This is a genomic window from Streptomyces sp. NPDC019224, from assembly GCF_040632605.1.
Lineage (GTDB): Bacteria > Actinomycetota > Actinomycetes > Streptomycetales > Streptomycetaceae > Streptomyces.
Map to the genome: position 1 here is coordinate 13833 of NZ_JBEYCF010000046.1, position 25879 is coordinate 39711.

At 71.5% G+C, this 25879-nt stretch carries 17 protein-coding genes and 1 pseudogene; 13 read left to right on the plus strand and 5 right to left on the minus strand.

Annotated features, from left to right (window positions below; all coding sequences use genetic code 11):
- A partial coding sequence (locus ABZ564_RS25095; RefSeq protein ID WP_360860656.1) for a plastocyanin/azurin family copper-binding protein occupies positions 1-877 on the minus strand: 877 nt, incomplete at its 3' end.
- 627 nt (positions 878-1504) lie between these two features.
- On the opposite strand from ABZ564_RS25095, the gene ABZ564_RS25100 reads away from it, so the two are divergent.
- Both ABZ564_RS25100 and ABZ564_RS25105 read left to right on the plus strand, forming a co-directional pair.
- Positions 1505-2512 (plus strand): multicopper oxidase domain-containing protein, encoded by a 1008-nt coding sequence (locus ABZ564_RS25100; protein ID WP_360860659.1) that lies wholly within the window; start codon positions 1505-1507, stop codon positions 2510-2512.
- Between the two features lie 400 nt (positions 2513-2912).
- Positions 2913-6845, plus strand: a complete 3933-nt coding sequence (locus ABZ564_RS25105) for a ThuA domain-containing protein (RefSeq protein WP_360860662.1) — start codon at positions 2913-2915, stop codon at positions 6843-6845.
- Between the two features lie 258 nt (positions 6846-7103).
- On the opposite strand, the gene ABZ564_RS25110 is transcribed toward ABZ564_RS25105, so the two are convergent.
- Complete coding sequence (locus ABZ564_RS25110; RefSeq protein ID WP_360860665.1) at positions 7104-8294, minus strand: saccharopine dehydrogenase NADP-binding domain-containing protein; 1191 nt, start codon at positions 8292-8294, stop codon at positions 7104-7106.
- Positions 8295-8507: 213 nt separating this feature from the next.
- Here ABZ564_RS25110 and ABZ564_RS25115 point away from each other — a divergent pair, with 213 nt between their 5' ends.
- From ABZ564_RS25115 to ABZ564_RS25130, 4 genes are read left to right on the plus strand one after another with little or no spacing between them, the layout of a single operon-like run.
- Positions 8508-9659, plus strand: coding sequence for a CaiB/BaiF CoA-transferase family protein (locus tag ABZ564_RS25115; RefSeq protein WP_360860668.1), 1152 nt, complete (start codon positions 8508-8510; stop codon positions 9657-9659).
- Positions 9659-10801, plus strand: coding sequence for an acyl-CoA dehydrogenase family protein (locus ABZ564_RS25120; RefSeq protein ID WP_360860670.1), 1143 nt, complete (start codon positions 9659-9661; stop codon positions 10799-10801). Before ABZ564_RS25115 ends, ABZ564_RS25120 begins: the two co-directional genes overlap by 1 nt.
- A gap of 51 nt (positions 10802-10852) precedes the next feature.
- A complete protein-coding gene (locus ABZ564_RS25125; RefSeq protein ID WP_360860673.1) occupies positions 10853-12067 on the plus strand; it encodes an acetyl-CoA C-acetyltransferase in 1215 nt (404 codons plus the stop codon).
- A gap of 30 nt (positions 12068-12097) precedes the next feature.
- On the plus strand, positions 12098-14269 hold the full coding sequence (locus ABZ564_RS25130; RefSeq protein WP_360860676.1) for a 3-hydroxyacyl-CoA dehydrogenase NAD-binding domain-containing protein: 2172 nt from the start codon (positions 12098-12100) through the stop codon (positions 14267-14269).
- 46 nt (positions 14270-14315) lie between these two features.
- On the opposite strand, the gene ABZ564_RS25135 is transcribed toward ABZ564_RS25130, so the two are convergent.
- Positions 14316-15047, minus strand: a complete 732-nt coding sequence (locus ABZ564_RS25135) for a MerR family transcriptional regulator (protein WP_360860679.1) — start codon at positions 15045-15047, stop codon at positions 14316-14318.
- Positions 15048-15203: 156 nt separating this feature from the next.
- Between ABZ564_RS25135 and ABZ564_RS25140 the strand changes: the two are divergent.
- The 3 genes and pseudogenes from ABZ564_RS25140 to ABZ564_RS25150 all read left to right on the plus strand — a co-directional run bounded on the left by ABZ564_RS25140 (position 15204) and on the right by ABZ564_RS25150 (position 17556).
- Positions 15204-15679: pseudogene (locus tag ABZ564_RS25140) on the plus strand (macro domain-containing protein).
- 53 nt (positions 15680-15732) lie between these two features.
- The gene (locus ABZ564_RS25145) at positions 15733-16545 is read left to right on the plus strand and encodes a tetratricopeptide repeat protein (RefSeq protein ID WP_360860682.1); all 813 of its coding nucleotides are present in this window, start codon (positions 15733-15735) and stop codon (positions 16543-16545) included.
- Positions 16546-16674: 129 nt separating this feature from the next.
- Entirely contained in the window at positions 16675-17556 is an 882-nt protein-coding gene (locus tag ABZ564_RS25150; RefSeq protein WP_360860685.1) for an oxygenase MpaB family protein, read from the plus strand.
- A gap of 15 nt (positions 17557-17571) precedes the next feature.
- On the opposite strand, the gene ABZ564_RS25155 is transcribed toward ABZ564_RS25150, so the two are convergent.
- Positions 17572-18612 (minus strand): LacI family DNA-binding transcriptional regulator, encoded by a 1041-nt coding sequence (locus tag ABZ564_RS25155; protein ID WP_360860688.1) that lies wholly within the window; start codon positions 18610-18612, stop codon positions 17572-17574.
- 493 nt (positions 18613-19105) lie between these two features.
- Here ABZ564_RS25155 and ABZ564_RS25160 point away from each other — a divergent pair, with 493 nt between their 5' ends.
- Entirely contained in the window at positions 19106-20845 is a 1740-nt protein-coding gene (locus ABZ564_RS25160) for a BCCT family transporter (protein ID WP_360860691.1), read from the plus strand.
- A gap of 82 nt (positions 20846-20927) precedes the next feature.
- On the opposite strand, the gene ABZ564_RS25165 is transcribed toward ABZ564_RS25160, so the two are convergent.
- Positions 20928-21851 (minus strand): FAD-dependent oxidoreductase, encoded by a 924-nt coding sequence (locus ABZ564_RS25165; protein ID WP_360860694.1) that lies wholly within the window; start codon positions 21849-21851, stop codon positions 20928-20930.
- Between the two features lie 178 nt (positions 21852-22029).
- Here ABZ564_RS25165 and ABZ564_RS25170 point away from each other — a divergent pair, with 178 nt between their 5' ends.
- From ABZ564_RS25170 to ABZ564_RS25180, 3 genes are all read left to right on the plus strand, one after another.
- Positions 22030-23667 carry an ABC-F family ATP-binding cassette domain-containing protein gene (locus ABZ564_RS25170; RefSeq protein WP_360860697.1) on the plus strand — a complete coding sequence of 546 codons (1638 nt, stop codon included), beginning with the start codon at positions 22030-22032 and terminating at the stop codon, positions 23665-23667.
- 168 nt (positions 23668-23835) lie between these two features.
- Positions 23836-24504, plus strand: a complete 669-nt coding sequence (locus tag ABZ564_RS25175) for a GntR family transcriptional regulator (protein ID WP_360860700.1) — start codon at positions 23836-23838, stop codon at positions 24502-24504.
- 56 nt (positions 24505-24560) lie between these two features.
- Positions 24561-25775, plus strand: coding sequence for an amidohydrolase (locus ABZ564_RS25180; protein ID WP_360860703.1), 1215 nt, complete (start codon positions 24561-24563; stop codon positions 25773-25775).
- Positions 25776-25879 lie beyond the last annotated feature (104 nt).

The window sequence follows — 25879 nt, forward strand, 5'->3', positions numbered from 1 at the left end:
TGTATGGCTTGTATGTGGTGCCGTCGAGGGCGTATTCGATGGTGTCGATGCCTGATTCGGTGTCGGAGGCGGTCAGGGTGACGGTTGCGGTGGAGACGTACTCGCCGGCGCTGTTCTTGGTGCCGGTGACGTTGGCGGAGGTGTCGGGTGGGGTGGTGTCCTTCGGGGGTTGGGGTGCGGCGACGGTGAAGGTGACGGACTTGGCGGTGGAGGTGTTTCCGGCTTTGTCGGTGGCCCGGTAGGTGAGGGTGTGTTGTCCTGCGGCGCTGACGGCGATGGGGGCGGTGTATGGCTTGTATGTGGTGCCGTCGAGGGCGTATTCGATGGTGTCGATGCCTGATTCGGTGTCGGAGGCGGTCAGGGTGACGGTTGCGGTGGAGACGTACTCGCCGGTGCTGTTCTTGGTGCCGGTGACGGACGCGGACGCCTCGGGCGCGGTGGTGTCCTCACCGGGGGCAGCCGTGACGACCAGCTCGCCCACCATCATCTGGTGGCCCGGCATGGCGCAGAAGTACCGGTAGACGCCGGGCGTGAGCGTGACTTCCGCCGAGTGCCTGCCGCCCTCCGCGTCGAAGGGGCTCGCCAGGATGTTCAGGCTGACATCGTTGTTGTAGTCGCCGTTCGCCGAGTCGAACGTCAGCGTGTGCGTCAGCCCCGTCGTGTTGCCCGTCGCCGCGCTGCTCTCGAACACGATGGTCGTCCTGCCCGCCACCGCCGTGGCGGGAGCCGACGTGTACTTGGTGTAGTCGTCGCCGGCCGTCCAGGTGAGCACCTGGTTCGCCGCCGCCGGTTCAGCCGAGCGGTTCACGGCCGCGTACGCGGCCGGAACGGCCAGGGCGAACGCGGTGAAGACCACGGCCATCACTGCCATCAGCATCGGATGCTCACCGAGCCGGTCGCGTAGCGCAGATCTCGAGGGGGGCGGATCCGTCTGGTCATGGAGCAGGCTTCTGGACACTGCTGCACCTTTCGGGAAATCGCTTGTGCGGCACCGCATAGGACTCACGGTCCCGCCTGCTGGACGTTTCGTCGCCGGGATGAGCGCGTTCCGAGGTACGAGTGGCTGCTCACATGACCGGCCCGGCCCGGCCCGAGCGGGAGGGTGGGCGCAGCCTTTTCAACGTGGCAACGTCGGCAAGTTAGCGAGCCTTTTGACTATTCGCCAAGACCTTTGACGAGAATCCGACCAACTTTGACCTGTGTCTGGAAAAACTGGATGCCCGGCCGCTACGGTGTCCAGCGTTCCGAGGTGACTATCTCCACCCAGTCGGTCCGGTCCCGGCCGCAGCCGGCCCATCGAGCCGAGTCAGAGCTCACGTCAGGTCCTGGCCCTGTCCGACCGCCGCCGCCCGAAGTCCGGTCCGGCGACCGTCCCGCCCCGGCGGCACCGCGGGCCAGGCGCACCACGCGTACCGCCGCGACGGACCAGCTGCCGTTGTCGGCGGCTTGGACCAGAACCACGAAACGACCGCATGCACCTTCGCGTTTCGAGGATTGGAGAGCGATGTTCGACTCAGACACAGGCATGAGACGCCACTTCTCCCGGCGGGCGTTCGCCACCGGGGCGGCAGCCGCGGCGGTCGTGCCCACGGTGCTGGGCGCTACCGCAGCCGTATCGCAGGACAAGCTCCGCGAGGGCAACGGGCAGGGGAACGACAAGGGCACCGTCCGTCAGCTGACCTTGTACATGGAGAAGCTGCCGAACGGGGAGATGGGCTACGGCCTTGAGCCGGGCAAGGCGTCGATTCCCGGTCCGCTCATCGAGATGACCGAGGGCGACACGATGAACATCGAGGTCGTCAACAATCTGGACGTCGCCGCGAGTCTTCATGTGCACGGTGTGGACTACGACGTGGCGAGCGACGGAACCAAGATGAATGACAGCGTTGTCGAACCGGGTGGCCGCCGGACGTACGTCTGGCGCACCCACGCCCCGGGGCCGAATCACGATGGCACGTGGGAGACGGGCAGCGCCGGCTACTGGCACTACCACGATCACCAGGTGGGTACCGAGCACGGCACGGGAGGTCTCAAGAGGGGGCTGTACGGGGCCGTCGTCGTACGCCGCAAGGGCGATGTGCTGCCCGACAAGAAGTTCACCGTGGTGTTCAACGACATGACGATCAACAACAGGGCCCATCACGACGTTCCGACGCTCAAGGCCGTCGTCGGCGAGCGGGTGGAGTTCATCGTCATCACGCACGGGGAGTTCTTCCACACGTTCCACGTGCACGGACACCGCTGGGTCGACAACCGCACCGGCATCATGCAGGGCCCCAAGGACGAGACCCGCGTCATCGACACCAAGACCGTCGGGCCGGGGGACTCCTTCGGCTTCCAGGTGGTGGCGGGCGCCCGGGTCGGCGCGGGCAACTGGATGTACCACTGCCATGTCCAGAGCCACGCGGACATGGGCATGGTCGGGATCTTCCAAGTGGCCGATGCCAACGGCCACGTCCCCGGCGGCGGGATGGAAGGGATGGAGGGAATGGAAGGGATGGCCCACCACTAGTGCCGCGGCACTAGCCACCCCCGATACAGCGGCGGGCCCGGCCCCGGCCGCTTCAGAAGCCACGCCCGTAAGGCCTGCCTGACGGGCGTGTACGGACCGGCCGTCGGCGGTCCCCTGCCCGCCAGGACCAGAGGCATGCCCGGCCCCCTCCGGCACTCGCCCTCCCGGGCATCGTGAACGCCTGCCGAACGCCGTCCCGCCCGGCCCCCCGCCGGCCCGGGGCCCGGCGGCAGTCCGAGAACAGGACATGTACCCATCCCCTGATCGCTCTTCCTGATCGAGTCAAGGAGTAAGCATGGGCAAGAGAGACCCGTTCACATGGTCGAGGAGTAGCGGAGCCCCGCCCGCGCCGGGCGGACGGCCGAGGCGGCGCGTACGCCCCTGGCGCCGGGCGGTCGTCATGCTGTCCAGCGCAGCGCTGAGCGTCGGGCTGTCCACGCTGCCCGCCGTACAGGCACAGGCCAAGCCGGCCGACAGCGCCGGGGAGCAGGCCGCCGCGGCCGATTCCACGGTGAACGTGCTGGTCTTCCACGGACCTGCCGCCAAGCAGGACGACCCGGTGAAGAAGGCCGCGGCCGCGATCGAGAAGCTCGGTTCCGAGAATGGATTCAAGGTCGTCGAGTCCGAGGACGCGAGCGTGTTCAACGCCGCCGACCTCGCCGACTACCGGGGCGTGGTGTTCCTGTCGGCCGACGGTGTGACGCTCAGTGCGGAGCAGGAGGCCGCGTTCAAGGCGTACATCAGCGGCGGCGGCGGCTTCGTCGGCGTGCACGACGCCGCACGGGCCCAGTCCGACTCCTCCTGGTTCACGGGACTGATCGGCACCCGGCCGGCACTGGGGCTGCCCGACGCCGAGAAGGTCGTCGAGAGCGCGGTCAGCGGGGACAATTCGCCGAACGAGTCGAAGGACAAGCTGTTCGACGGCAAGAACGACACCAAGTGGCTGACCTTCGATCCCACCGGCTGGGTCACCGCGAAGCTGGACAAGCCCGTCGCGATCGTCAACTATGCCCTGACCTCGGGCAATGACTACACGGGACGTGACCCCAAGGACTGGAAGCTTCAGGGATCGGACGACGGCAAGACCTGGAAGACACTGGACACCCGGAGCGGCGAGACGTTCACCTCGCGCGGCCAGACCAGGCAGTTCCAGTTCACCAACAAGGACGCCTACCGGAACTACCGGCTGGAGATCACCGCGAACAGCGGTGAACCGCTGATCCAGCTGGCCGAGCTGCGGCTCTTCAGCGCCAACCCGACACCGCCCCAGGACTCCAAGGTCCAGCAGGCCGTCGTCGATGTGACGGACCGGCAACACCCTGCCAACAAGGGGCTTCCCCTCAACTGGACCCGCTCCGACCAGTGGATCAACTGGGACCCCAACCCCATCGGCAAGGTCCACACCATCGCCCAGGTGGAGGAGAGCAGGTACAAGCCGGGCCTCAGCGCCAACGGCCCCTTCCACCCGATCTCGTGGTGCCGCGACTACGAGGGCGGCAGGTCCTTCTACACCGGCATGGGGCGCACCGAGGAGAGCTACACCAGCGACTCGAAGTTCCAGAGCCATCTGCTCGGCGCCATCGAGTGGACCACCGGCATGGTGCGCGGCGACTGTCAGGCCACGATCGCGTCCAACTACACCACCGAGCGGCTGACCGCCCAGAACAAGGCCGGGCAGCTGGACCAGATCGGTGAGCCGCACGGTCTGACCATGGCCCCCGACGGCAAGGCCTTCTACATCGGCAAGGCCGCCTGCCCCACCGGAGCGATCGTCGACTGGAACGACCCCAAAGTCGGCCTCGGCTGCGGCACGATTCACCAGTGGGACCCCAAGACCAAGAAGGTCAAACTGCTCACCACGCTCGACGTGATGGGCAACCGGGGCAGCGGCGACGAACTGGTCAAGAACGAGGAAGGCCTCATCGGCATCACCCTCGACCCGAAGTTCGAGAAGAACGGGTGGATGTACATCTTCTGGATGCCGCACGACTCGATCGACCGCGACAAGCGGATCGGTCAGCGGACGGTCTCCCGGCTCACCTACGACTTCGGGTCCGACTCCATCGACCAGGGCACCCGCAAGGACCTGCTGCACTGGGACACCCAGATCCACAGCTGCTGCCACGCCGGCGGCGGGATGGCCTTCGACAAGGACGGCAATCTCTACATCGGCTCCGGCGACAACAACTCCTCGGGCGGCTCCGGAGGTTACTCCGGGAACAACTGGACCGAGGACTACAAGGGCGTCTCCTTCCAGGACGCTCGCCGCACAGCCGGCAACACGAACGACCTGAACGGGAAAATCCTCCGGATCCACCCCGAGCCGGACGGCACATACACCATTCCCAAGGGCAACCTCTTCCCGCCGGGAACGGACAAGACCCGTCCCGAGATCTATGTGATGGGCGTCCGCAACATCGCCCGGCTGTCCATCGACCCGGTGCACAACTGGCTCACCGCCGGCTGGGTCGGCCCGGACGCCGGCGCACCCGATCCCGAGCTGGGCCCGGCCAAGTACGAGACGGCCACGGTCATCACCTCCGCGGGCAACCAGGGCTGGCCGTACTGCATGGGCAACAAGCAGCCCTATCGCGACCGCAGCAACACCGACGCCAAGAAGCTCACCGGCTGGTACGACTGCGACCACCTCAAGAACGAGTCGCCGCGCAACACCGGTCTGACGGACATCCCGGCCGCCCGTGACAACATGATCTGGTTCTCGCCCCAGGGCGGCGGCCCGGTCTACCCCGAGCGCTCCGACGGCAGCGGCCTGCCGTCGTACGTCGAGAGCGAGGCCACCTACACGGAGCCGTACTTCAAGGGCGGCGGCCAGGCCGTCATGTCCGGTCCGACCTACCACCGCTCCCAGGTGAACACGGAGAGCGGCGACGCCTGGCCGGCGTACTGGGAGGACAAGTGGTTCATCGGCGACGAGTCCAACGCCAACAACCGCGTCGCGGTGACGGTGGACCCGGCCAAGGTCAAGGACGCGGGTGCACCCGCCTTCGGTGAGGACCTGCGCAGCATCATCGCGCCCGGCGGCGGCGCCACCCAGATGCAGAGCTGGATGGACGCCAAGTTCGGTCCCGACGGCGCCCTGTACATGCTCGACTACGCGGGCGGCTTCTTCAGCCTGCACCCCAACCAGAAGCTCATCCGCATCAGTTACCACGGTGGCCCCGCCACCCCGAACCCGCAGGCCGCCGGGGCGCGCGTGGTGACGCAGAGCAAGCCGAAGACGGTGGCGTTCTCCGGCACCAGGGTCGGCGGCGTGGCGTGGGAGTGGGACTTCGGCGACGGCAGCGCGCCCTCGCACGAGGCCGCCCCGACGCACACCTACGCCGACTACGGCACGTACCACGCGAAGCTGACGGTCACCTACGCCGACGGTGAGAAGGCCACCGCGACGATCGACGCGAAGGCCGGCTGCTCCGCTCCGGACGCGCGGAAGACCGTGTGGCTGCTCGACACCGATACGGAGGTGGCCAACCACAAGGCCGGTGGCGGCTGCACCGTCAATGACCTCATCGACGACGAGGCGTCCTGGCCGAACCACGGCGAGTTCGTCAGCCACGTCAACGGTGTGGTCAACGACCTCCGCAAGGAGGACGTCCTGGCCAACAAGGAGGCGTCGGCGATCGGCAAGGCCGCCGCTCGGAGCCGGATCGGCAAGGTCGCCGGATACCGCCCGCTCTTCGACGGGACGGCGGCAAGCCTGGCTGACTGGCGGCAGGCGGGGCCGGGGAAGTTCTCGCTCCAGCCCGACGGAACCCTGCGCACCTCCGGCGGCATGGGGATGCTGTGGTACGCCAGGAAGGAGCTCGGGGACTTCTCGCTCAGACTCCAGTTCCGGGACGTGGCGCCGGGCACCGCCCATGCGAACACGGGCGTCTTCATCAGGTTCCCGGACCCGCGGACGCCCCTGGCCGACCGTCCGGCCGGCAGTTGCGGGACGCTCGGTTCGGCCCGCAACGCCCAGGAGTGGCTCGCCGTCTACTGCGGACAGGAGATTCAGATCTACGACGGAGCAGGTGGCGAGGCCCAGAAGACCGGCTCGGTGTACAACTTCAAGCCGGTGGGTCTCGACAAGGCGGGGGTGACCCCGAAGGGCCAGTGGAACGACTACGAGGTCCGTGCGGTCGGACAGCACTACACGATCATCCGTAACGGCGTGGTGATCAACGAGTTCGACAACACACCCGGCAAGGAGTCGTCCCGGGCGGGTGACCCGTCCACGGACCTGCGCCAGTTCCTCAGCGGGTACATCGGGCTGCAGAACCACAGCGACAACGACCTGGCCGAGTTCCGCAACATCAGGGCGCGGAGCCTGTAGCACGGGCAGTGGGTAAGCACGCGGGGGCCGCGGCCAGGAGGTCGCGGCCCCCGCCGCGTGGTGCTGCTCCTCCGTACGACGTGGCTCGACACGTCGGAGCGTGAAGAATCAAACGCTGGAAACGCTTCCCGTCGCCCGGCTCAGCGCCGTGTGGCGCTGGGCATGCTGACCGGGGGTGCGGTCGGCTTCTTCTGGGCCGGGGCGATGCTCCACACCCTGGCCTCCTGGATCTTCTGGCCGCCCGGGGCTGCCGGGGCATCAGCGCACCGCCGCCACCCGGAAGCGCAACCCGGCCGCGACCAGCCGCTCCAGCAGCGCGTCGCCCATCGCGGCGGCCGTCGTGACCTGTCCCGAGGTGGCCGGCAGCTCGTCGAACGCCAGGCACAGCGCCGACTCCGCGAGCATCTTCGCCGTCTCGTCGTAGCCCGGATCGCCGCCCGACACCTCCGTGAACACCCGCCGCCCGCCGCCCTCACCGACGAACCGCACGGTGAACCAGCTGCGGGCCCGGCGCACCGCGGCCGGGCCCGAGCCGGGTTCGTAACGCCCCATCAGCCAGTTCCGGGCGGCCGGCAGCTGCGCGGCACCGAGCAGCGCTCCGAGTGCCGCCGTACCGCCGAGCGCGACGGGCAGGTGCCTGACCGAGGCGTAGTGGCGGTAGCGGAAGTCGGGGCCGTAACGGGGCAGCGCACGCGCCGAGCGGGCGATGACCGCCGCGTCGAGCGTGGGCAGCGGGAGCGCCCAGGTACCGGTCTCCGGGCTGAAGCGCGGGCGGCCGAGCGGGGCGTGGACATGGCGGCCGGCCGGCCGGGGTTCGTGCAGCCGGCGCTCCTTCGCGGCGCGCAGCATCTGCGGACCCCGGCCCATCGCGGTGAGCGCCGAGGCGAACGTACCGCCGGAGAAGGCGGCGTTGCTGCGGACGAAGCCGTCGATGCGCAGGGGCACGTTCTCCGGAAGCCGGCGCACCGTGAAGTAGGCGCCGAGATCGTGCGGCACGGAGTCGAAACCGCAGGCGTGCACGAGCCGGGCGCCGGTCTCGCGGGCCCGGGCGTCGTGCTCCACGAACATCCGGTCCACGAACTCCGGCTCGCCCGTGAGGTCCGCGTAGTCCGTCCCCGCCTCGGCGCAGGCGGCGACCAGCTTCTCGCCGTACAGGACGTAGGGGCCGACGGTCGTGGCCACCACGCGGGCGGACTCGGCCAGCGCGCGCAGCGAGCCGGCGTCGCCCGCGTCCGCCTCCAGCAGCGGGAGGTCCGCGCAGCGCGGATCGAGGGCGGTCAGCCAGGTGCGCAGCGTCTCCAGCTTGGCGCGGTCGCGTCCGGCGACGGCCCAGCGACAGCCATCGGGGGCGTGCCGGGCCAGATAGGCGGCGGTGAGCGCGCCCACGAAGCCGGTGGCGCCGAAAAGGATGACGTCATAGGGGCGCGCGGGCCCGTTCTGCCTGTTCACGAAAGCCTCCACGGAGGACGGCGCCGGACGGAGCGAGCAGAGGTTAGCGCGGTCGCCGTGGCGCTGCGCGGGCGGGAGAGGGACATGGGGGAGTATCCATGAGTATCCGCGAAAAGAACTAAGCGCTTGCTCTCCCCCAGGGGTTGTGCGGAGCGCGGCGCGTTCTTAGCATCATCGATGTTACATCGGTTGTGTCATACCGCTGGGGGCTCGATGGCGACACCAGGGAAGGGGCCGCGCGGCCCGCTCGACGGGCTGCGGGTGGTGGAGCTCGCCGGCATCGGCCCCGGCCCGTTCGCCGCGATGCTCCTGGCCGACCTGGGCGCCGACGTGGTGCGCGTCGACCGCCCCGGCGGCGCCGGAATCGGCATCGACCCGGCCCACGACCTCACCAACCGCAACAAACGCTCCGTGCTCGTCGACCTCAAGGACCCCGACGGCCCGGCCGCCGTCCTGGACCTCGTCGAGCGCGCCGACGTCCTCGTCGAGGGCTACCGCCCGGGCGTCGCCGAACGCCTCGGCGTGGGCCCCGACGCCTGCCTCGCCCGCAACCCGAAGCTCGTCTACGGGCGGATGACCGGCTGGGGCCAGGAAGGGCCGCTGGCCGAACGCGCCGGACACGACATCGCGTACATCGCGCTCACCGGCACCCTCTCCATGATCGGCAGGCCCGGTGAGCCACCCACCGTCCCCGCCAACCTGGTCGGCGACTACGCGGGCGGCTCGCTCTACCTCGTCGTCGGCGTTCTCGCCGCCCTCCGGCACGCCCGTACGCCCGGCGGCACCGGGCAGGTCGTCGACGCGGCGATCGTCGACGGCGCCGCCCACCTCGCCACGATGATCCACGGCATGCTCGCGGCCGGCGGCTGGCAGGACCGGCGCGGCGCCAACCTCCTGGACGGCGGCTGCCCGTTCTACGGCTCGTACGAGACCGCCGACGGCGAGTACATGGCCGTCGGCCCGCTGGAACAGCGGTTCTACGACGAGTTCGTAGGACTCCTCGGTATCGCGGACACCGCCCCGGACCGGAACGACCTCACCCGCTGGGACGAGCTGCGCACCGCCGTCGCCGAGCGGTTCCGCACCCGCACCCGCGCCGAGTGGACCGAGCTCTTCGACGGGTCCGACGCCTGTGTGGCACCCGTCCTCTCGCTCCGCGAGGCACCCCACCACCCCCATCTCGCCGCCCGCGCCACCTTCGTCGAGCACGGCGGGCTCACCCAGCCCGCTCCCGCACCCCGCTTCTCGGCCACGCCCGCGTCGGTGCGCACCGGTCCGGCCCTGCCGGGCGCGGACACCGAAGCCGTCGCCGCCGACTGGGACGTGCCCCGTCTGCGGAACACCCGGAAGGACACCAGCTCCTGATGCAGCGGCAGATCTTCACCGAAGAGCACCACGCGTTCCGCGAGACCGTGCGCGCCTTCCTCGCCAAGGAGGTCCTTCCGCACTACGAGCAGTGGGAGAAGGACGGCATCGTCTCCCGCGAGGCATGGCGCGCCGCCGGCCGGCAGGGCCTCCTCGGTCTCGCCGTGCCCGAGGAGTACGGGGGCGGCGGCACCACCGACTTCCGCTACAGCGCCGTCCTGGCCGAGGAGTTCACCCGGGCCGGCACGCCCGGTCTCGCGCTCGGGCTGCACAACGACATCATCGGCCCCTACCTCACCGGCCTGGCCACCGAGGAGCAGAAGCGGCGCTGGCTGCCCGGCTTCTGCAGTGGCGAGACCATCACCGCCATCGCCATGACCGAACCCGGCGCGGGCTCCGACCTCCAGGGCATCCGCACCACCGCCGAGGACGGGGGCGACCACTGGCTGCTCAACGGCTCCAAGACGTTCATCTCCAACGGCATCCTCGCCGACCTGGTGGTCGTCGTCGCGAGGACCACCCCGCAGGGCGGTGCCAAGGGCCTCTCGCTGATCGTCGTGGAGCGCGGCGCGGAGGGCTTCGAGCGGGGCCGCAACCTCGACAAGATCGGCCAGAAGTCCCAGGACACCGCCGAACTGTTCTTCCACGACGTGCGCGTACCCAAGGAGAACCTGCTCGGCGAGCGCGACGGCGCCTTCGTCCACCTGATGACCAACCTCGCCCAGGAACGCATGGGCATAGCAGTCGCCGGGATCGCCGCCGCCGAACACCTCCTGGAGATCACCACCGCGTACGTCAAGGAGCGCGAGGCGTTCGGCCGGCCGCTGTCCAAGCTCCAGCACATCCGCTTCGAGATCGCGGAGATGGCCACCGAGTGCGCCGTCACCCGGGCCTTTCTCGACCGGTGCATCGTCGATCACTCCGACGGCACGCTCGACGCCGTGCACGCCTCGATGGCCAAGTGGTGGGCGACCGAGCTGCAGAAGCGCGTCGCCGACCGCTGCCTGCAACTCCACGGCGGCTACGGATACATGGCGGAGTACCCGGTGGCCCGGGCGTTCACCGACGGCCGCGTCCAGACCATCTACGGCGGCACGACCGAGATCATGAAGGAGATCATCGGCCGCTCGCTGCTCTCCTGACCCCGCCTCCCCGGACCACGCCCGCGCCACCACCCCCGAAAGGCAGCTGTCTTGAGTACCGAAGCATTCGTCTACGACGCGATCCGCACCCCGCGCGGGCGCGGCAAGGCCAACGGCGCCCTGCACGGCACCAAGCCCATCGACCTCGTCGTCGGCCTGATCCACGAGCTCCGCGACCGCTTCCCCGGCCTGGACCCGGCCGCGATCGACGACATCGTCCTCGGCGTGGTCAGCCCGCTGGGCGACCAGGGCTCCGACATCGCCCGGATCGCCGCCATCGCGGCCGGCCTGCCGGACACCGTCGCCGGCGTCCAGGAGAACCGCTTCTGCGCCTCGGGTCTGGAAGCCGTCAACCTGGCTGCCGCCAAGGTGCGTTCGGGCTGGGAGGACCTGATCCTCGCGGGCGGCGTCGAGTCGATGTCCCGGGTGCCGATGGGCTCGGACGGCGGCGCCTGGGCGATGGACCCGATGACCAACTACGAGACCGGCTTCGCCCCGCAGGGCGTCGGCGCCGACCTCATCGCCACCATCGAGGGCTTCTCGCGCCGCGACGTCGACGAATACGCCGCGCTGTCGCAGGAGCGGGCCGCCGAGGCGTGGAAGGAGAACCGCTTCGCGCGGTCCGTCGTCCCCGTCAAGGACCGCAACGGACTCGTCGTCCTCGACCATGACGAGCACATGCGCCCCGGCACCACCGCCGACTCCCTCGCCGCGCTCAAGCCCTCCTTCGCGACGATCGGCGAGATGGGCGGCTTCGACGCGGTGGCGCTGCAGAAGTACCACTGGGTCGAGAAGATCGACCACGTCCACCACGCGGGCAACTCCTCCGGCATCGTCGACGGCGCCGCCCTCGTCGCCATCGGCAACCAGGGGATCGGTGAGCGATACGGGCTCACCCCGCGCGCCCGTATCGTCTCCGCCGCCGTCTCCGGCTCCGAGCCCACCATCATGCTCACCGGCCCCGCGCCCGCCACCCGCAAGGCGCTCGCCAAGGCCGGGCTGACCATCGACGACATCGACCTGGTCGAGATCAACGAGGCGTTCGCCGGGGTCGTCCTGCGCTTCGTCCGGGACATGGGGCTCTCCCTCGACAAGGTCAACGTCAACGGCGGCGCCATCGCCCTCGGCCACCCGCTGGGCGCCACCGGCGCGATGATCCTCGGCACCCTCGTCGACGAACTGGAGCGCCGGGACGGGCGCTACGGCCTCGCCACCCTGTGCGTGGGCGGCGGCATGGGCATCGCCACCGTCATCGAGCGTCTCTGACCGCCCCCTGCCTACGGAGAAGACACACCCATGACCGAGAGCACGACCATCCGCTGGGAACAGGACGAGACCGGCGTCGTCACCCTCGTACTGGACGACCCCGACCAGTCCGCCAACACGATGAACCAGGCGTTCAAGGACTCCCTCGCGGCCGTCGCCGACCGCGCCGAGGCCGAGAAGGACTCCCTCCGGGGCATCATCTACACCTCCGCCAAGAAGACCTTCTTCGCGGGCGGCGACCTCAAGGACATGATCGGAATCGGTCCCGAGGACGCGCAGGCCGCGTTCGACGCCGGCACCGCGATCAAGAGGTCGCTGCGCCGCATCGAGACCCTCGGCAAGCCCGTCGTCGCCGCCGTCAACGGCGCTGCCCTCGGCGGCGGTTACGAGATCGCCCTGGCCGCCCACCACCGCATCGCCCTCGACGCCCCCGGCTCCCGCATCGGCCTGCCCGAGGTCACCCTCGGCCTGCTGCCCGCCGCCGGCGGCGTCACCCGCACCGTACGCCTCATGGGCATCGCCGACGCGCTGCTCAAGGTCCTCCTCCAGGGCACCCAGTACACGCCCCGGCGCGCACTGGAGAACGGCCTCGTCCACGAGGTCGCCGCCACGCCCGAGGAGATGCTCGACAAGGCCCGCGCCTTCATCGACGCCCACCCCGAGTCCCAGCAGCCCTGGGACGTCAAGGGCTACAGGATCCCCGGCGGCACCCCGGCGAACCCGAAGTTCGCCGCGAACCTGCCGGCCTTCCCGTCGAACCTCAGGAAGCAGATCGCCGGCGCCCCCATGCCCGCGCCGCGCAACATCCTGGCCGCCGCCGTCGAGGGGGCGCAGGTCGACTTCGAGACCGCCCTGACCATCGAGGCCCGGTACTTCACCGAGCTGGTCACCGGCCAGGTCGCCAAGAACATGATCCAGGCGTTCTTCTTCGACCTCCAGGCCGTCAACTCCGGTGCCAGCCGCCCCAAGGGCATCGAGGAACGCCGGGTCCGCAAGGTCGCCGTCCTCGGCGCCGGCATGATGGGCGCCGGCATCGCGTACTCCTGCGCCAGGGCCGGCATCGAGGTCGTCCTCAAGGACGTCTCCGCCGAGGCTGCCGCCAAGGGCAAGGCGTACAGCGAGAAGCTGCTCGACAAGGCGCTGTCCCGGGGCCGTACGACCGAGGCCGAGCGCGGCGAACTGCTGGCCCGCATCACCCCGACAGCCGAGGCGGCCGACCTCGCGGGCTGCGACGCGGTGATCGAGGCCGTCTTCGAGGACACCGCCCTCAAGCACAAGGTGTTCCAGGAGATCCAGGACGTCATCGAACCCGACGCGCTGCTCTGCTCCAACACCTCCACCCTCCCCATCACGGTTCTCGCCGAAGGTGTCTCGCGCCCCGTCGACTTCATCGGGCTGCACTTCTTCTCGCCGGTCGACAAGATGCCGCTGGTCGAGATCATCAAGGGCGAGAAGACCGGCGACGAGGCGCTGGCCCGCGCGTTCGACCTGGTCCGCCGGATCAGGAAGACCCCGATCGTCGTCAACGACTCGCGCGGCTTCTTCACCTCGCGCGTCATCGGCCGGTTCATCAACGAGGGCGTCGCCATGGTCGGCGAGGGCGTCGAGCCCGCCTCCGTCGAGCAGGCCGCAGCCCAGGCCGGGTACCCGGCCAAGGTGCTCTCCCTGATGGACGAGCTGACCCTCACCCTCCCGCGCAGGATCCGCGACGAGACCCGCAAGGCCGTCGAGGAGGCGGGCGGCACCTGGCCCGGCCACCCGGCGGACGAGGTGATCGACCGGATGGTCGACGAGTTCGGCCGCCCCGGGCGCAGCGGCGGCGCGGGCTTCTACGAGTACGACGAGACGGGCAGGCGCACGCGCCTGTGGCCGGGCCTGCGCGAGCACTTCGCGAAGCCGGACACCGAGATCCCGTTCACCGACATGCAGGAGCGCATGCTCTTCTCCGAGGCGCTGGACAGCGTCCGCTGCCTGGAGGAGAACGTCCTGATCACCGTCGCCGACGCCAACATCGGCTCCCTCATGGGCATCGGCTTCCCGCCGTGGACCGGCGGCGTGCTCCAGTACATCAACGGCTACGAGGGCGGCCTGCCCGGCTTCGTGGCCCGCGCCCGGGAACTCGCCGAGCGCTACGGCGACCGCTTCCTGCCGCCCGCGCTGCTGGTGGACAAGGCGGAGAAGGGCGAGACCTTCCACGACTGAGCCGACGCGCGCAGTGCCGTACCGCCTTCCCCGCGCGGTACGGCACTCACTCGGCTGTGAAGGCCGCCCGCAGCTCCTCCTTCAGCGAGCGCTGGAACGCGGTCACCAGGGCCTGGAGCACCAGCGGCTGCATGTGCGCGGACAGCGACTTCATCGCCTTGACGTGCTCGGGGTCCGCCTCCCGCTCCCGGTACGGGCTCCACACCTCGTCCCGGAAGAGCCGGGTCAGCTCCTGCGCGGCCGAACGGGTGTGCTCCATCAGGACCGTACGGGCTGCGAGGATCGTCTCGTGCGCGATCGGTACGTCGAGCAGCTCCACGCCCAGCCGCAGCAGCCCCGGATCCAGCCTGAAGACCCCGTCGTCCGGCGCGGACCGCTCCAGCACCCCCATCGCGGCCAGCCGGTCGAGGTCCTGCTCGCCGAGCGGCCGCCCGGCCCGCCGTTCCAGCTCCGCCCGCGAGGCGTTCTCCGGCGAGTCCGGCGCCCAGGAGGCGACCAGGGCCCGGTGGATGGCCAGATCGTGGGCGCTCACATCGGGCGGCAGCTGCTCCAGGTACCGTTCGATCGCCGCGAGCGTCATGCCCTGGTGCTGCAGCTCCTCGATCAGCGCCAGCCGCGAGAGGTGGTCGTGCCCGTAGTGCCCGACCCGGCGCGGCCCGATCACCGGGGGCGGCAACAGCCCCCGGGTGCTGTAGAACCGCACCGTGCGCACGGTCACCCCGGCGCGAGCCGCCAGCTCGTCGACGGTGAGCTTCGGCTCCTCGGCCTCGGTCGCCATTCCCGCTCCTCGTGTCCGGTGCTGCGAACGGCCACGCCTGGGCACGCCCCGCTCGGCGCAACAGTATTGCTGTCTCACCACTGATGTGAAAGTGGCGCCGGACCGTTGAACCTGAGTATCAGCATCGATGTCAGTGCCGAGCTCCACCCTGACCGCATGTCCGGGATCACGTACGTACGGGGGACGCGATCTCGCCGCGGGGCAAGGGTGTCAAGGTGATCGTGCACGTCTGCAACGATCTCGGCGGCTGGGGCAAGGGCTTCGTCCTGGCCCTCTCGCGCCGCTGGCCCGAACCCGAGGCCGCGTACCGCAGTTGGCACCGCGAGCGCGCGCACAACGACTTCGGCCTCGGCGCCGTGCGGTTCGTCCAGGTCGCCCCGTCCCTCTGGGTGGCGAACCTGGTGGGCCAGCGGGGGACGCGCCGGGGGAGCAAGGGTGTTCCGGTGCGCTACGAGGCCATCGGCACGGGGCTCACCGCCGTGGCCGACCGGGCGCTGGAGCTCGGCGCCTCGGTGCACATGCCCCGGATCGGCTGCGGGCTCGCGGGCGGCGAGTGGTCCCGGGTCGAGCCGCTCGTAGAGGGCCGGTTGGCGAGCCGTGGCGTGCCCGTGACGGTGTACGACTTCGACTGAGCGCCGGGCACCCCGACCGCCCGGGCCGGGCGGGCCCTCCCTATGCTCCGGGCATGAGACTCTTCCGGTCGCGCGTCAGACGTACGAAGCCGTCCCCCGCCACCCGGGCCGTCGAGCTGTATAAGGCCGAGCGCTACGCCGAGGCGGAGAAGGCGGCGCGCGCCGTGGCCCGGTCGCGGCCGCGTGACAGGGGAGAGCTGCTGGTGGCGCTGACCGTGGCCGCCGTCTCGACCGGCGCCCAGGGCCGCCACGCCGAGGCCCTGACCGCGTACGACGAGGCATTGTCGGTCTCCCGCAAGCTCTTCGGGACCGGTCACTGGCAGACGCTGAAACTCCGGTCCGACCGCGCCCAGCAGCTGGCCTCGCTGGACCGGCACGCCGAGTGCGAGGCGGAGAGCGAGGCCGTTGTCCGGGAAGCGGCCGGCGGCACGCATCCGGAGATCCGGCGCGTGGCGGCGGCCGCCACCAACGGCGTCGTCTTCGCCCTCAACGCACAGGGGCACCACGCGAAGGCCGAGACGCTGGCCCGCGACGCGCTGGCGGAGCTGCGCGAACCCCACCGCATCCGCCTGGTGCTGCAGATCGGCCTGGCCCGCAGCCTGAACGGCCAGGCACGCTACGAGGAAGCGCTCGCCGAGGCCGCGACCGCCGGCGAACTGCACCGCGCCCTCCCCGAGGGGCAGCGCGGTCCGGAGGCGGGCGCCGTGGACCTGGTCGCCGCCACCGCCCTGCTGGGGCTGGGCCGCGTCACGGAGGCCCGGACCCGGGCCGACGCCGCCCACGACGCCTGCCTGGCCTCCTTCGGCCCCGCCCACCGCCGCACCGTGGAGGCCCGCGAGCTGCTGGACCGCTTCGACGCCGCCTGACCGTGTCCCAGCCGCACCAGGGGCCCGGCCGGACGGCCGCCGCCTCGTCCGCCCGCGCACGGTCCGCATACTGGATCACGTGGGCCCCGGTGCTTCGGCCGGCGCCCACCGAACCGCCGGGAGCACCGCATGACCAGCAGGAACGATCCCGCACCACCACCGCCGCCCGGCGGCGTGCTGTGGAGCCTGTCCGGCGACATCCGGGCGCTGCTGATGCTGCCCGCCGCCCTCACCCTCCAGGTCGCCCACCCCGCCGTCGGCGCCGGTGTGGACGAGCACTCCGTGTTCCGGACCGACCCCTGGGGGCGGGGCGAGCGCTCCCTCGGCTCGCTCCAGCTCTGGGTCTACGGGGGTGAGGAAGCCGCGGAGGAGGGACGCAGGCTCCGCCGGCTGCACCGCGCCATCCAGGGCACCGACACCCGGGGACGCCCCTACCACGCCCTGACACCGGCGAACTACGCCTGGGTGCACGCCACCGGCTACCCCGTCTACCGGCACGGCGCCCGCTATCTGCTGCGCCCGCTCAGCCACGAGCAGGAACGCGCGCTGTACGCGGAATGGCTCCAGGTGGGCCGGGTGCTCGGCATCCACGACCGGGACATGCCGCAGACCATCGAGGAGTTCTGGCCCTACTACCGTGCCGTGCTGGCCGACGAGATCGAGAAGACCCCCGTCGTCGCGGAACTCGTCGCCACCGACACCGCCGTCCCGCCGCCGGACCGGGGACCGTGGCCGCTGCGGCTGCTGCTCAGGGCCCTGTGGCCGGTGCTGCTCCCGCCGCTCGCCCGGTTCCGCGCCTTCCTGACCGTCGGGCTGATGCCGCCCGACGCCCGCGAGGCCATCGGGCTGGAGTGGACGGACGCGCAGGAACGCGCCCTGCGACGGTTCTGCGCGGTGGTGCGGGTGGTGGTCCCGGCCTTGCCGGAGCGCCTGCGCTACCTCCCCCGGGCGCGCCGGGCCCGGGCGGCGCACCGGGCGGCCCGCAGGCGCGGGAGAGCGGCCGCGGTATGAACGGCGGCCGGGGGATCAGGCCGAGGCGCGGCGGACCAGCCGCGTCGGCGTGATCACCGACTCCGGCCCCGCCCCGCCGTCCTCCAGCCGTTCCATCAGCAGCCTGACCATCAACCGGCCCATTCCCACCACATCCTGACGTATCGTCGTCAGCGGCGGGTCCGTCGCCTCGGCGACCGAATCCATGTCGTCGAACCCGACCAGCGCCACGTCCTGCGGCACCCGTCGCCCCCGCTCGCGCAGCACCCGCAGCGCCCCCGAGGCCATCAGGTCGTTCGCCGCGAACACCGCGTCCACGTCCGGCCGCCGCTCCAGCAACTCCGCCATCGCGCGGGCGCCCCCGTCCACCGTGAAGTCGCCGTCCGCGAGCAGGGCGGGGTCGGCGTCGGGCAGGACGTCGGTGTAGCCGTCGATGCGGTCGAGCGCCGAGGTCTGGTCGCGCGGGCCCGCGATGTGCGCGATGTGCCGGCGGCCGAGTCCGGCCAGATGCCGTACGGCCTCCCGGGCGCCGCCCCGGTTGTCGCAGTCCACGAAGGGCACCGCGTCGGACGGCGCGCCCGGCCGCCCGGGCCGGCCGCCGTAGACGGCCGGGACGCGGAAACGCCTTATGGCCGCGGGCAGTTCGTCGTCCGTGTGCAGCGAGAAGGCCAGCACCCCGTCCACATGGCCCCCGGCCAGATAGCGGCTGACCCGCTCGAAGTCCCCACGGCCCTCCACCAGCAGCAGCACCAACTGCGCGTCGTGCGCGTTGAGTTCCCTGCTGATGCCCCGGATGTGCTGGGAGAAGAACGGGTCGGAGAAGATCCGTGCCTCGGGCTCGTCGATGATCACGGCCACCGCCCCGTTGCGCCGGGTCACCAGGGTCCGGGCGGCATGGTTCGGGATGTAGCCCAGTTCCTCGACCGCCTCGCGCACCTGGTCCACGAGCGGCTGCCGGACGCCCGCGCCGCCGTTCACCACCCGGGAGGCCGTCGCCCGGGAGACTCCGGCGCGGGCCGCCACCGCTTCCAGCGTGGGGCGCGCGTGAAGCGGGGCATCGGGGGACGGACCGGGCAAGGGACGCTCCTCTGGGGCGCGGCGGGGGCCGGAAACGGCCGGGCCGGCCGATCGGCGCGAACAACCCCGCCAGCCTAACGGGCCGGGACCGCCCGCCCGTTTCCGGCGGACCGCACGTGCACGGGTCCGTTCCGGGCGGCCGAATCGGCCGGCCCTGACCCCATCCGCCTCGGGGGCGCTGCCGAGGGGGCCCCGGGGCCGGGCGAAACCCTCCCCGGCCCGTCCTGCGGTCACCGCCTCACGGCGGAGCGGTTCGCCGGCGTCCGGAACGAACTCGAACCGCGCCACGTCACCTCGCGGCCCGACGGCGACGGGGTGTACGCACTCCTGCGGCAGCCGGCCGGAAGCCGATTCCGCTCCTCCTGGGCGGACGGGCCGCGTGCCACCTCGCAAACGGTCAACCCGATACCGCTTGTTGATGACGAAAGATGCATGTTCGGTGTGGTACTGCCTACGGAGAGCGAATTGTCAGTCTCCGTGAAAGGTGCCATTCGTGTCGCAGGACGAGCAGAGAACGGGCGGCAGAGGGGACCTGTCGGTGACGGCGGACCTTCCCGAGGACCCGGCCCAGAACCGGCGCCCCGTCACCGACCGGGTGGTGTTCGGCGTCACGGCCGGCCTCACCCTCGCCTTCGTCGTCTGGGGGGCCACCGCCACCGACTCGCTGGAGAAGGTCTCCGACAAGGCCCTCGACGGTCTCATCCACGACGGCGGCTGGGCCTTCATCCTGGCCGCGTCCGGGTTCGTGGTCTTCGCCCTGTGGCTCGCCATCAGCCGGTACGGAAACATCACCCTCGGCCAGGAGGACGAGGAGCCCGAGTTCCGTACCGTCTCCTGGGTCGCGATGATGTTCAGCGCCGGCATGGGCATCGGTCTGATGTTCTACGGGGTCAGTGAGCCGCTGGCCCACTTCACCGACCCACCGCCCGGCACCCGCCCCGCCGACGCCGCGGAGGCGATGCAGACGGCGATGGCCACCACCCTGTTCCACTGGACGCTGCACCCGTGGGCGATCTACGCGGTGGTCGGCCTGGGCATCGCGTACAGCACCTTCCGGCGCCGCCGGCGGCAGACCATCAGCGCCGTCTTCGAGCCGCTCATCGGCACCCGCCGCGCCCACGGCGGCCTCGGCCGGTTCATCGACATCCTGGCCATCTTCGCGACCCTCTTCGGCTCGGCCGCCTCGCTGGGCCTCGGCGCCCTCCAGATCGGCAGCGGCTTCCACGAGCTGGACTGGAAGGAGAAGACCGGCACCGGCCTGCTCGTCCTGATCATCGGCGTGCTGACCGTCGCGTTCATCGCCTCGGCGGTCTCCGGTGTGGAGAAGGGCATCCAGTGGCTGTCGAACATCAACATGGTGCTCGCCCTGATCCTGGCCGTGTTCGTGTTCATCGCGGGCCCCACGATCATCGTGCTCGACCTGCTGCCCACCTCGATCGCCGCCTACTTCGGCGACCTGCCGCAACTGGCCGGCCGCACCGAGGCCACGGGTGAGGGCGAGGTCGCGGACTGGCTCGGCAGCTGGACCGTCTTCTACTGGGCCTGGTGGATCTCCTGGACGCCCTTCGTCGGGATGTTCATCGCGCGCATCAGCAAGGGCCGGACCATCCGTCAGTTCATCGGCGGCGTCATCCTGGTGCCCAGCACCGTGAGCCTGATCTGGTTCGCCGTCTTCGGCGGCACCGCCATCAAGCTCCAGGAGGGCGGCGAGCTCGCCGGCGCCGACAGCCAGGAGGCGCAGCTCTTCGGCGTACTGCAGCAGTTCCCCGTCGCCACGCTGATGAGTGTGCTGGTGATGGTGCTCGTCGGCATCTTCTTCGTCTCGGGCGCCGACGCCGCGTCCATCGTGATGGGCACGCTGTCCCAGAAGGGCGTCCTCGAACCCGCCACCTGGGTCGTCGTCTTCTGGGGTGTGGTCACCGGCGCGGTCGCGGCCATCATGCTGCTCATCGGCAACGGCAAGGGCGACGCCCTGGCGGGTCTCCAGAACCTGACCATCCTGGTGGCCGCGCCCTTCACCCTTGTCATGATCGGCATGTGCGTGGCCCTGATGCGCGACCTGCGCGAGGACCCGCTGATCGTGCGGCGCGAGTTCGGCGTGGAGGCCGTCGAGTCCGCGGTCATCGAGGGCCACGCCAAGTACGACGGCGACTTCGAGATCCGCATCGGCCCGGGCGGCAGCCAGATCACGACGGAACGCCACGACCGGCCGGGCGGCGCCGGTCCGGCGTGAGGGGCCCGCCGGGGCGGGCGGCGCACGGCCGCCGGCCCCGGCCGGGTGCGGCCACGACCGCCCCCGCACCGGCCGCCCGGCCTCACCCCACCAGCCGCGCCGCCTCCAGCGCGCAGCCCAGGGCCACCGTCACCCCCGCGCCGCCGTGGCCGTAGTTGTGCACCAGCCGCCCGCCCCCGGCCAGCGGCTCGGCCTCGATCCGTACCCCGGCGTCCCGGGCCGGCCGCAGGCCCACCCGGTGGCCGATGATCCGGGCGCCGCCGATCTCCGGCCGCACCCGGGCGCACCGGGCCACTATCTCCTCGGCCGTACGGGGATCGGGAACCGTGCTCCAGTCGTCGGCCGCCGCCGTGCCGCCGAGCACCAGCCGGCCGGGCTGCGGGAAGAAGTACGTGGTCTCGCTCGACGCCGGACCGGCCTCGGTGAACCACTCCCGTATCCCCGGGTTCTCCACCAGCACCAGCTGCCCGCGCACCGGCCGCATCCCGGCGTCCGGCACCAGCTCCCGGGCACCGAGCCCGGCACAGTTGACCACCGTCCCCGCCTCCGCGGAGGCCTCCTCGAACGAGGTGACCGCGCGCCGCTCGACCGTGCCGCCCGCCGCCCGCACCCGCCCCTCCAGCCATCCCAGGTGCACCGGCATGTCGATCAGCGGCAGCCGGCACCGCAGCCCCTCGGCGGTCTCCACGGCGTCCTTCAGCTCCCCGGCCCACGGCCCCAGGCCCGAGAGGCGCTCGCCGCGATGGAGGCCGTCGACCAGCCGTACGCCGGTCCCGCCCGGACGGGCGGCCAGCTCCTCGTACCAGCGCAGCGCGGCCAGCGACCAGTCGCCGACGCGGTCCAGCGGCTCGATCCGGTAGGGCCACCACAGGGCCCCGGCCACGGCCGACGTGGTGTCGCCGGCCGGTTCCCGGGACCACACCCGCACCCGGCGGCCCCGCTCGGCCAGCACCATCGCCGTGGTCAGCCCGCTGACCCCGCCGCCCACCACGATCACGTCCGACACCACTGCCCCGCCTCTCGCCGCCCGGTCCGCGTACCTGACCGGGACCCTAAGGGGCTGCCGCCCCCCCCCCGCCGACGGCCGCCCCCGGCCCGTCCTCCGGGCCCCGCCCCACACACCCGCGGGCCGCCCCCGGCCCGTCCTCGGGCCCCCCGCCGCGCCGATTAGGATCTGCATCCTGATGACTGCCACTCTCGTCGCCAAGGACCTCGCCGCCGGACACGGCGACCGCACGCTCTTCGCCGGGCTCGACCTCGTGGTCGCCCCCGGGGACGTGATCGGTCTCGTCGGAGTCAACGGCGCCGGAAAATCGTCGCTGCTCCGGCTGCTCGCCGGGCTCGACCAGCCGGAGGAGGGCGAGCTCCGGCTCTCCCCGCCCACCGCCACCGTCGGCCACCTGCCCCAGGAGCCCGAGCGGCGCCCCGGCGAGACCGTACGGGAGTTCCTGGCCCGCCGCACGGGCGTCGCCGAGGCCCAGACCGCCATGGACGCCGCCACCCAGGCCCTGGTCGACGGCGCGCCCGGCGCGGACGACGCGTACTCCGAGTCCCTGGAGCGCTGGCTCGCCCTCGGCGGCGCGGACCTGGACGAGCGGGCCGAGGAGACCGCCGCCGAACTCGGCCTGACCGTCGGCCTCGACCTGCCGATGACCGCCCTCTCCGGCGGCCAGGCGGCCCGCGCCGGACTCGCCTCCCTCCTGCTGTCGCGCTACGACGTCTTCCTGCTCGACGAACCCACCAACGACCTCGACCTGGACGGCCTGGAACGCCTGGAGAAGTACGTCTCCGGGCTGCGCTCCGGCACCGTCCTCATCAGCCACGACCGTGAATTCCTGATGCGCACGGTCACCAAGGTCCTCGAACTCGACCTGGCCCAGCAGCAGATCAACCTGTACGGCGGTGGCTACGCGGCCTACCTGGAGGAGCGCGAACGCGCCCGGCGCCACGCCCGCGAGGAGTTCGAGGAGTACGCCGACAAGCGCTCGGCGCTGGAGAGCCGCGCCCTGATGCAGCGCTCCTGGATGGACAAGGGCGTCAAGAACGCCCGCCGCAAGGCCACCGACTCCGACAAGATCGGCCGCAAGTTCCGCAGCGAGTCCAGCGAGAAGCAGGCCGCGAAGGCCCGTCAGACGCAGCGCATGATCGAACGGCTCGACGTGGTGGACGAGCCGCGCAAGGAGTGGGAGCTGCGCATGGAGATCGCCTCCGCGCCCCGCTCCGGCTCGGTCGTCGCCACCCTGCGCGAGGCCCGCGTCGTGCGCGGCGACTTCGTGTTCGGCCCGGCCTCGCTCCAGATCGACTGGGCGGACCGGGTCGCCATCACGGGTGCCAACGGCTCCGGCAAGTCGACCCTGCTGGCCGCGCTGCTCGGCCGCCTCCCGCTGGACTCGGGGAACGCGACCCTGGGGTCCGGCGTGGTCGTCGGCGAGGTGGACCAGGCGCGCAAGCTCTTCCACGGCTCGGAGACGCTGCTGGAGGCGTTCTGCGCGGCGGTCCCCGATACGGAGCCCGCCGACGTCCGCACGCTGCTCGCCAAGTTCGGGCTGCGCGCCGAGCACGTCATGCGCCCGGCGACCACCCTCTCGCCGGGGGAGCGCACCCGGGCGGCGCTCGCCCTCCTCCAGGGCAGGGGCGTCAACCTCCTGGTGCTGGACGAGCCCACGAACCACCTGGACCTGCCGGCGATCGAACAGCTGGAATCGGCGCTCGACTCCTACACCGGCACCCTGCTCCTGGTGACGCACGACCGCCGGATGCTGGAGGCGGTCCGCACGACGCGCCGCATCGGGGTGGCGGAGGGCCGGGTGACGGAGGTCTGAGGACCGCCCCGCTTTGGTATGCCAAATAGCTGAGCTTCGACTCTCCTCCACGGATCTTTCGCATATAAACGGCATACGGTGCGCGTGGCCGTAGCACTTGGCATACCAAGTGCTACGGTCGCCTTGTTCGGGCCCCCGGCCTTCCGGCCCGATCGAGGAGAGCGCACCATGACCGAAGCGAGTGGCCCCGGTGCCTCGCACGCCGACCACGCCGAGCGGACGATCCGTGCGGGCATCCTGTCCGGTGCGTACCCGCCGGGCTCACGGCTGCGCGAACGCGAGCTCTCCGAGAGCCTGGGCTACTCGCGCATCCCGGTCCGCGAGGCGCTCACCCGGCTGACCGGCGAGGGCCTGGTCGTCATGTCCCCGCGCCGGGGCGCCTCCGTGCGGGACCTCTCGCTGCGGGACGTCGCCGAACTCTTCGACCTCCGTCTCAGCCTCGAGGTGTTCGCCGCCCGCAGGGCCGCCGAGGCGTGCGCGGCCGGGGGCGACGGGGAGCGGCTGCGGGCCCTGATGGCGGCGGCCGAGGACGCCACGCGCCGGGGCGCCGCCGAGGAGATCCCGGCGGCCAACACCGCCCTGCACGCGGAGATCGTGGCGATGACCGGGAACCGGCTGCTCCAGGACGCGCTGCAGCCCTCGCTCGGCCTGGTGCAGTGGCTGTTCACCCTCACCGGGGGGCGGGACCCGCGCGTCCAGTGCACGGAGCACCAGGACATCTGCGCCGCGATCCACGCGGGCAAGCCGGACCTGGCCGCGGCTCTCGCGTACGCGCACATCGAACGGGGGAGGGGCCCGTCCCTGACCGCTCTGACCGGAGTGCTCCCGGCCGAGTGACCGCGTAACCGCACCGGGCACAGCCACACCACACACCCATCGAGGAGATGCGCCGCATGCTGATCACAGACGTCCGTCCGTGGGGCGGGGAGCCCAGCGACCTCACCGTCGAGGACGGGGTGATCACCGCGATCGCCCCGCACGACCCGGCCCGCGCCGCCACGGGCGACACCGTGGCCGGCCGGGGACGGCTCGCCCTGCCGTCCTTCTCGGACGTCCACTGCCACCTGGACTCCACCCGCATGGGCCTGCCCTTCCGCCCCCACACGGGCGCCCCCGGGGTCTGGGGCATGATGATGAACGACCGCGAGCACTGGCGCGAGGACGAGTGGGACGTCTCCCAGCGGGCCACGTACACCCTGGCCCGCATGATCGAGCGCGGCACCACCCGCGTCCGCAGCTACGCGCAGATCGACGCGGACTGCGGCCTTGAGCGGTTCGAGGGCGTCCTCGCGGCCAAGGAGGCGCACGCCGGGCGGTGCGAGGTCGAGATCATGGCGTTCCCGCAGGCCGGCCTGCTCCGGGAGAAGGGGGTGCCGGAGCTGATGGAGCGGGCCCTGTCCTCGGGCGCCGCCGTCGTCGGCGGCATCGACCCGTGCACCCTGGACCGCGACCCCGTACGCCACCTGGACATCGTCTTCGGCCTCGCGGAGCGCCACCGGGCCCCGGTCGACATCCACCTCCACGAGCCGGGCGCCCTCGGGGTGTTCAGCGTCGACCTGATCCTGGAGCGGGTGCGCGCCCTGGACATGGCCGGCCAGGTGACCATCTCGCACGCCTACGACCTGGGTTCGGTCGGCGAGGCGACGACGCGCCGGCTGATCGAGGAGTTCGCCGAGCTGGACATCGCGATGGCCACGATCGCCCCGGCCCGTCACCACGCGCTCCCGCTGGCCGATCTGACGGCCGCCGGCGTCCGGGTGGGCCTCGGCGAGGACGGCCAGCGCGACTTCTGGTCCCCGTACGGCAACGGCGACATGCTGGACCGCACCTGGCAACTGGCCTTCACGAACGGCTACCGCGCGGACGACCTGATCGAACACTGCGTGGCCGTGGCGACGATGGGCGGCGCCTCCATCCTCCAGGCCGGCCCGCCGCGCCTGAAGTCCACGAAGGACCGTCCCGGCGTGACGGTGGGCGCGAGGGCGGACCTGCTGCTGGTGGAGGGCGAAACGGTGAGCTCAGCGGTGATGGACCGCAGCGGGGACCGGACGGTGCTGCACGAGGGCCGAGTGGTCGCGGACGGCCTCGCACTCGGCCCCGGCGCATGAGACCCACCCCTGCGGACCCCTCCAGCCCCGCCACCCCCTCCAGCCCCGCCGGCCTCTGAGGCGCGGGGCCCGGGGCGGCGGCCCGGGGAGGGCCGGCCCCGTCG

Bases quoted from the DNA above. Each gene is read 5' to 3' on its own strand.
- ABZ564_RS25100 (WP_360860659.1), top strand. From the start codon at position 1,505: ATGTTCGACTCAGACACAGGCATGAGACGCCACTTCTCCCGGCGGGCG.
- ABZ564_RS25105 (WP_360860662.1), top strand. From the start codon at position 2,913: ATGCTGTCCAGCGCAGCGCTGAGCGTCGGGCTGTCCACGCTGCCCGCC.
- ABZ564_RS25115 (WP_360860668.1), top strand. From the start codon at position 8,508: ATGGCGACACCAGGGAAGGGGCCGCGCGGCCCGCTCGACGGGCTGCGG.
- ABZ564_RS25120 (WP_360860670.1), top strand. From the start codon at position 9,659: ATGCAGCGGCAGATCTTCACCGAAGAGCACCACGCGTTCCGCGAGACC.
- ABZ564_RS25130 (WP_360860676.1), top strand. From the start codon at position 12,098: ATGACCGAGAGCACGACCATCCGCTGGGAACAGGACGAGACCGGCGTC.
- ABZ564_RS25135 (WP_360860679.1), bottom strand. From the start codon at position 15,047: ATGGCGACCGAGGCCGAGGAGCCGAAGCTCACCGTCGACGAGCTGGCG.
- ABZ564_RS25145 (WP_360860682.1), top strand. From the start codon at position 15,733: ATGAGACTCTTCCGGTCGCGCGTCAGACGTACGAAGCCGTCCCCCGCC.
- ABZ564_RS25150 (WP_360860685.1), top strand. From the start codon at position 16,675: ATGACCAGCAGGAACGATCCCGCACCACCACCGCCGCCCGGCGGCGTG.
- ABZ564_RS25170 (WP_360860697.1), top strand. From the start codon at position 22,030: ATGACTGCCACTCTCGTCGCCAAGGACCTCGCCGCCGGACACGGCGAC.
- ABZ564_RS25175 (WP_360860700.1), top strand. From the start codon at position 23,836: ATGACCGAAGCGAGTGGCCCCGGTGCCTCGCACGCCGACCACGCCGAG.
- ABZ564_RS25180 (WP_360860703.1), top strand. From the start codon at position 24,561: ATGCTGATCACAGACGTCCGTCCGTGGGGCGGGGAGCCCAGCGACCTC.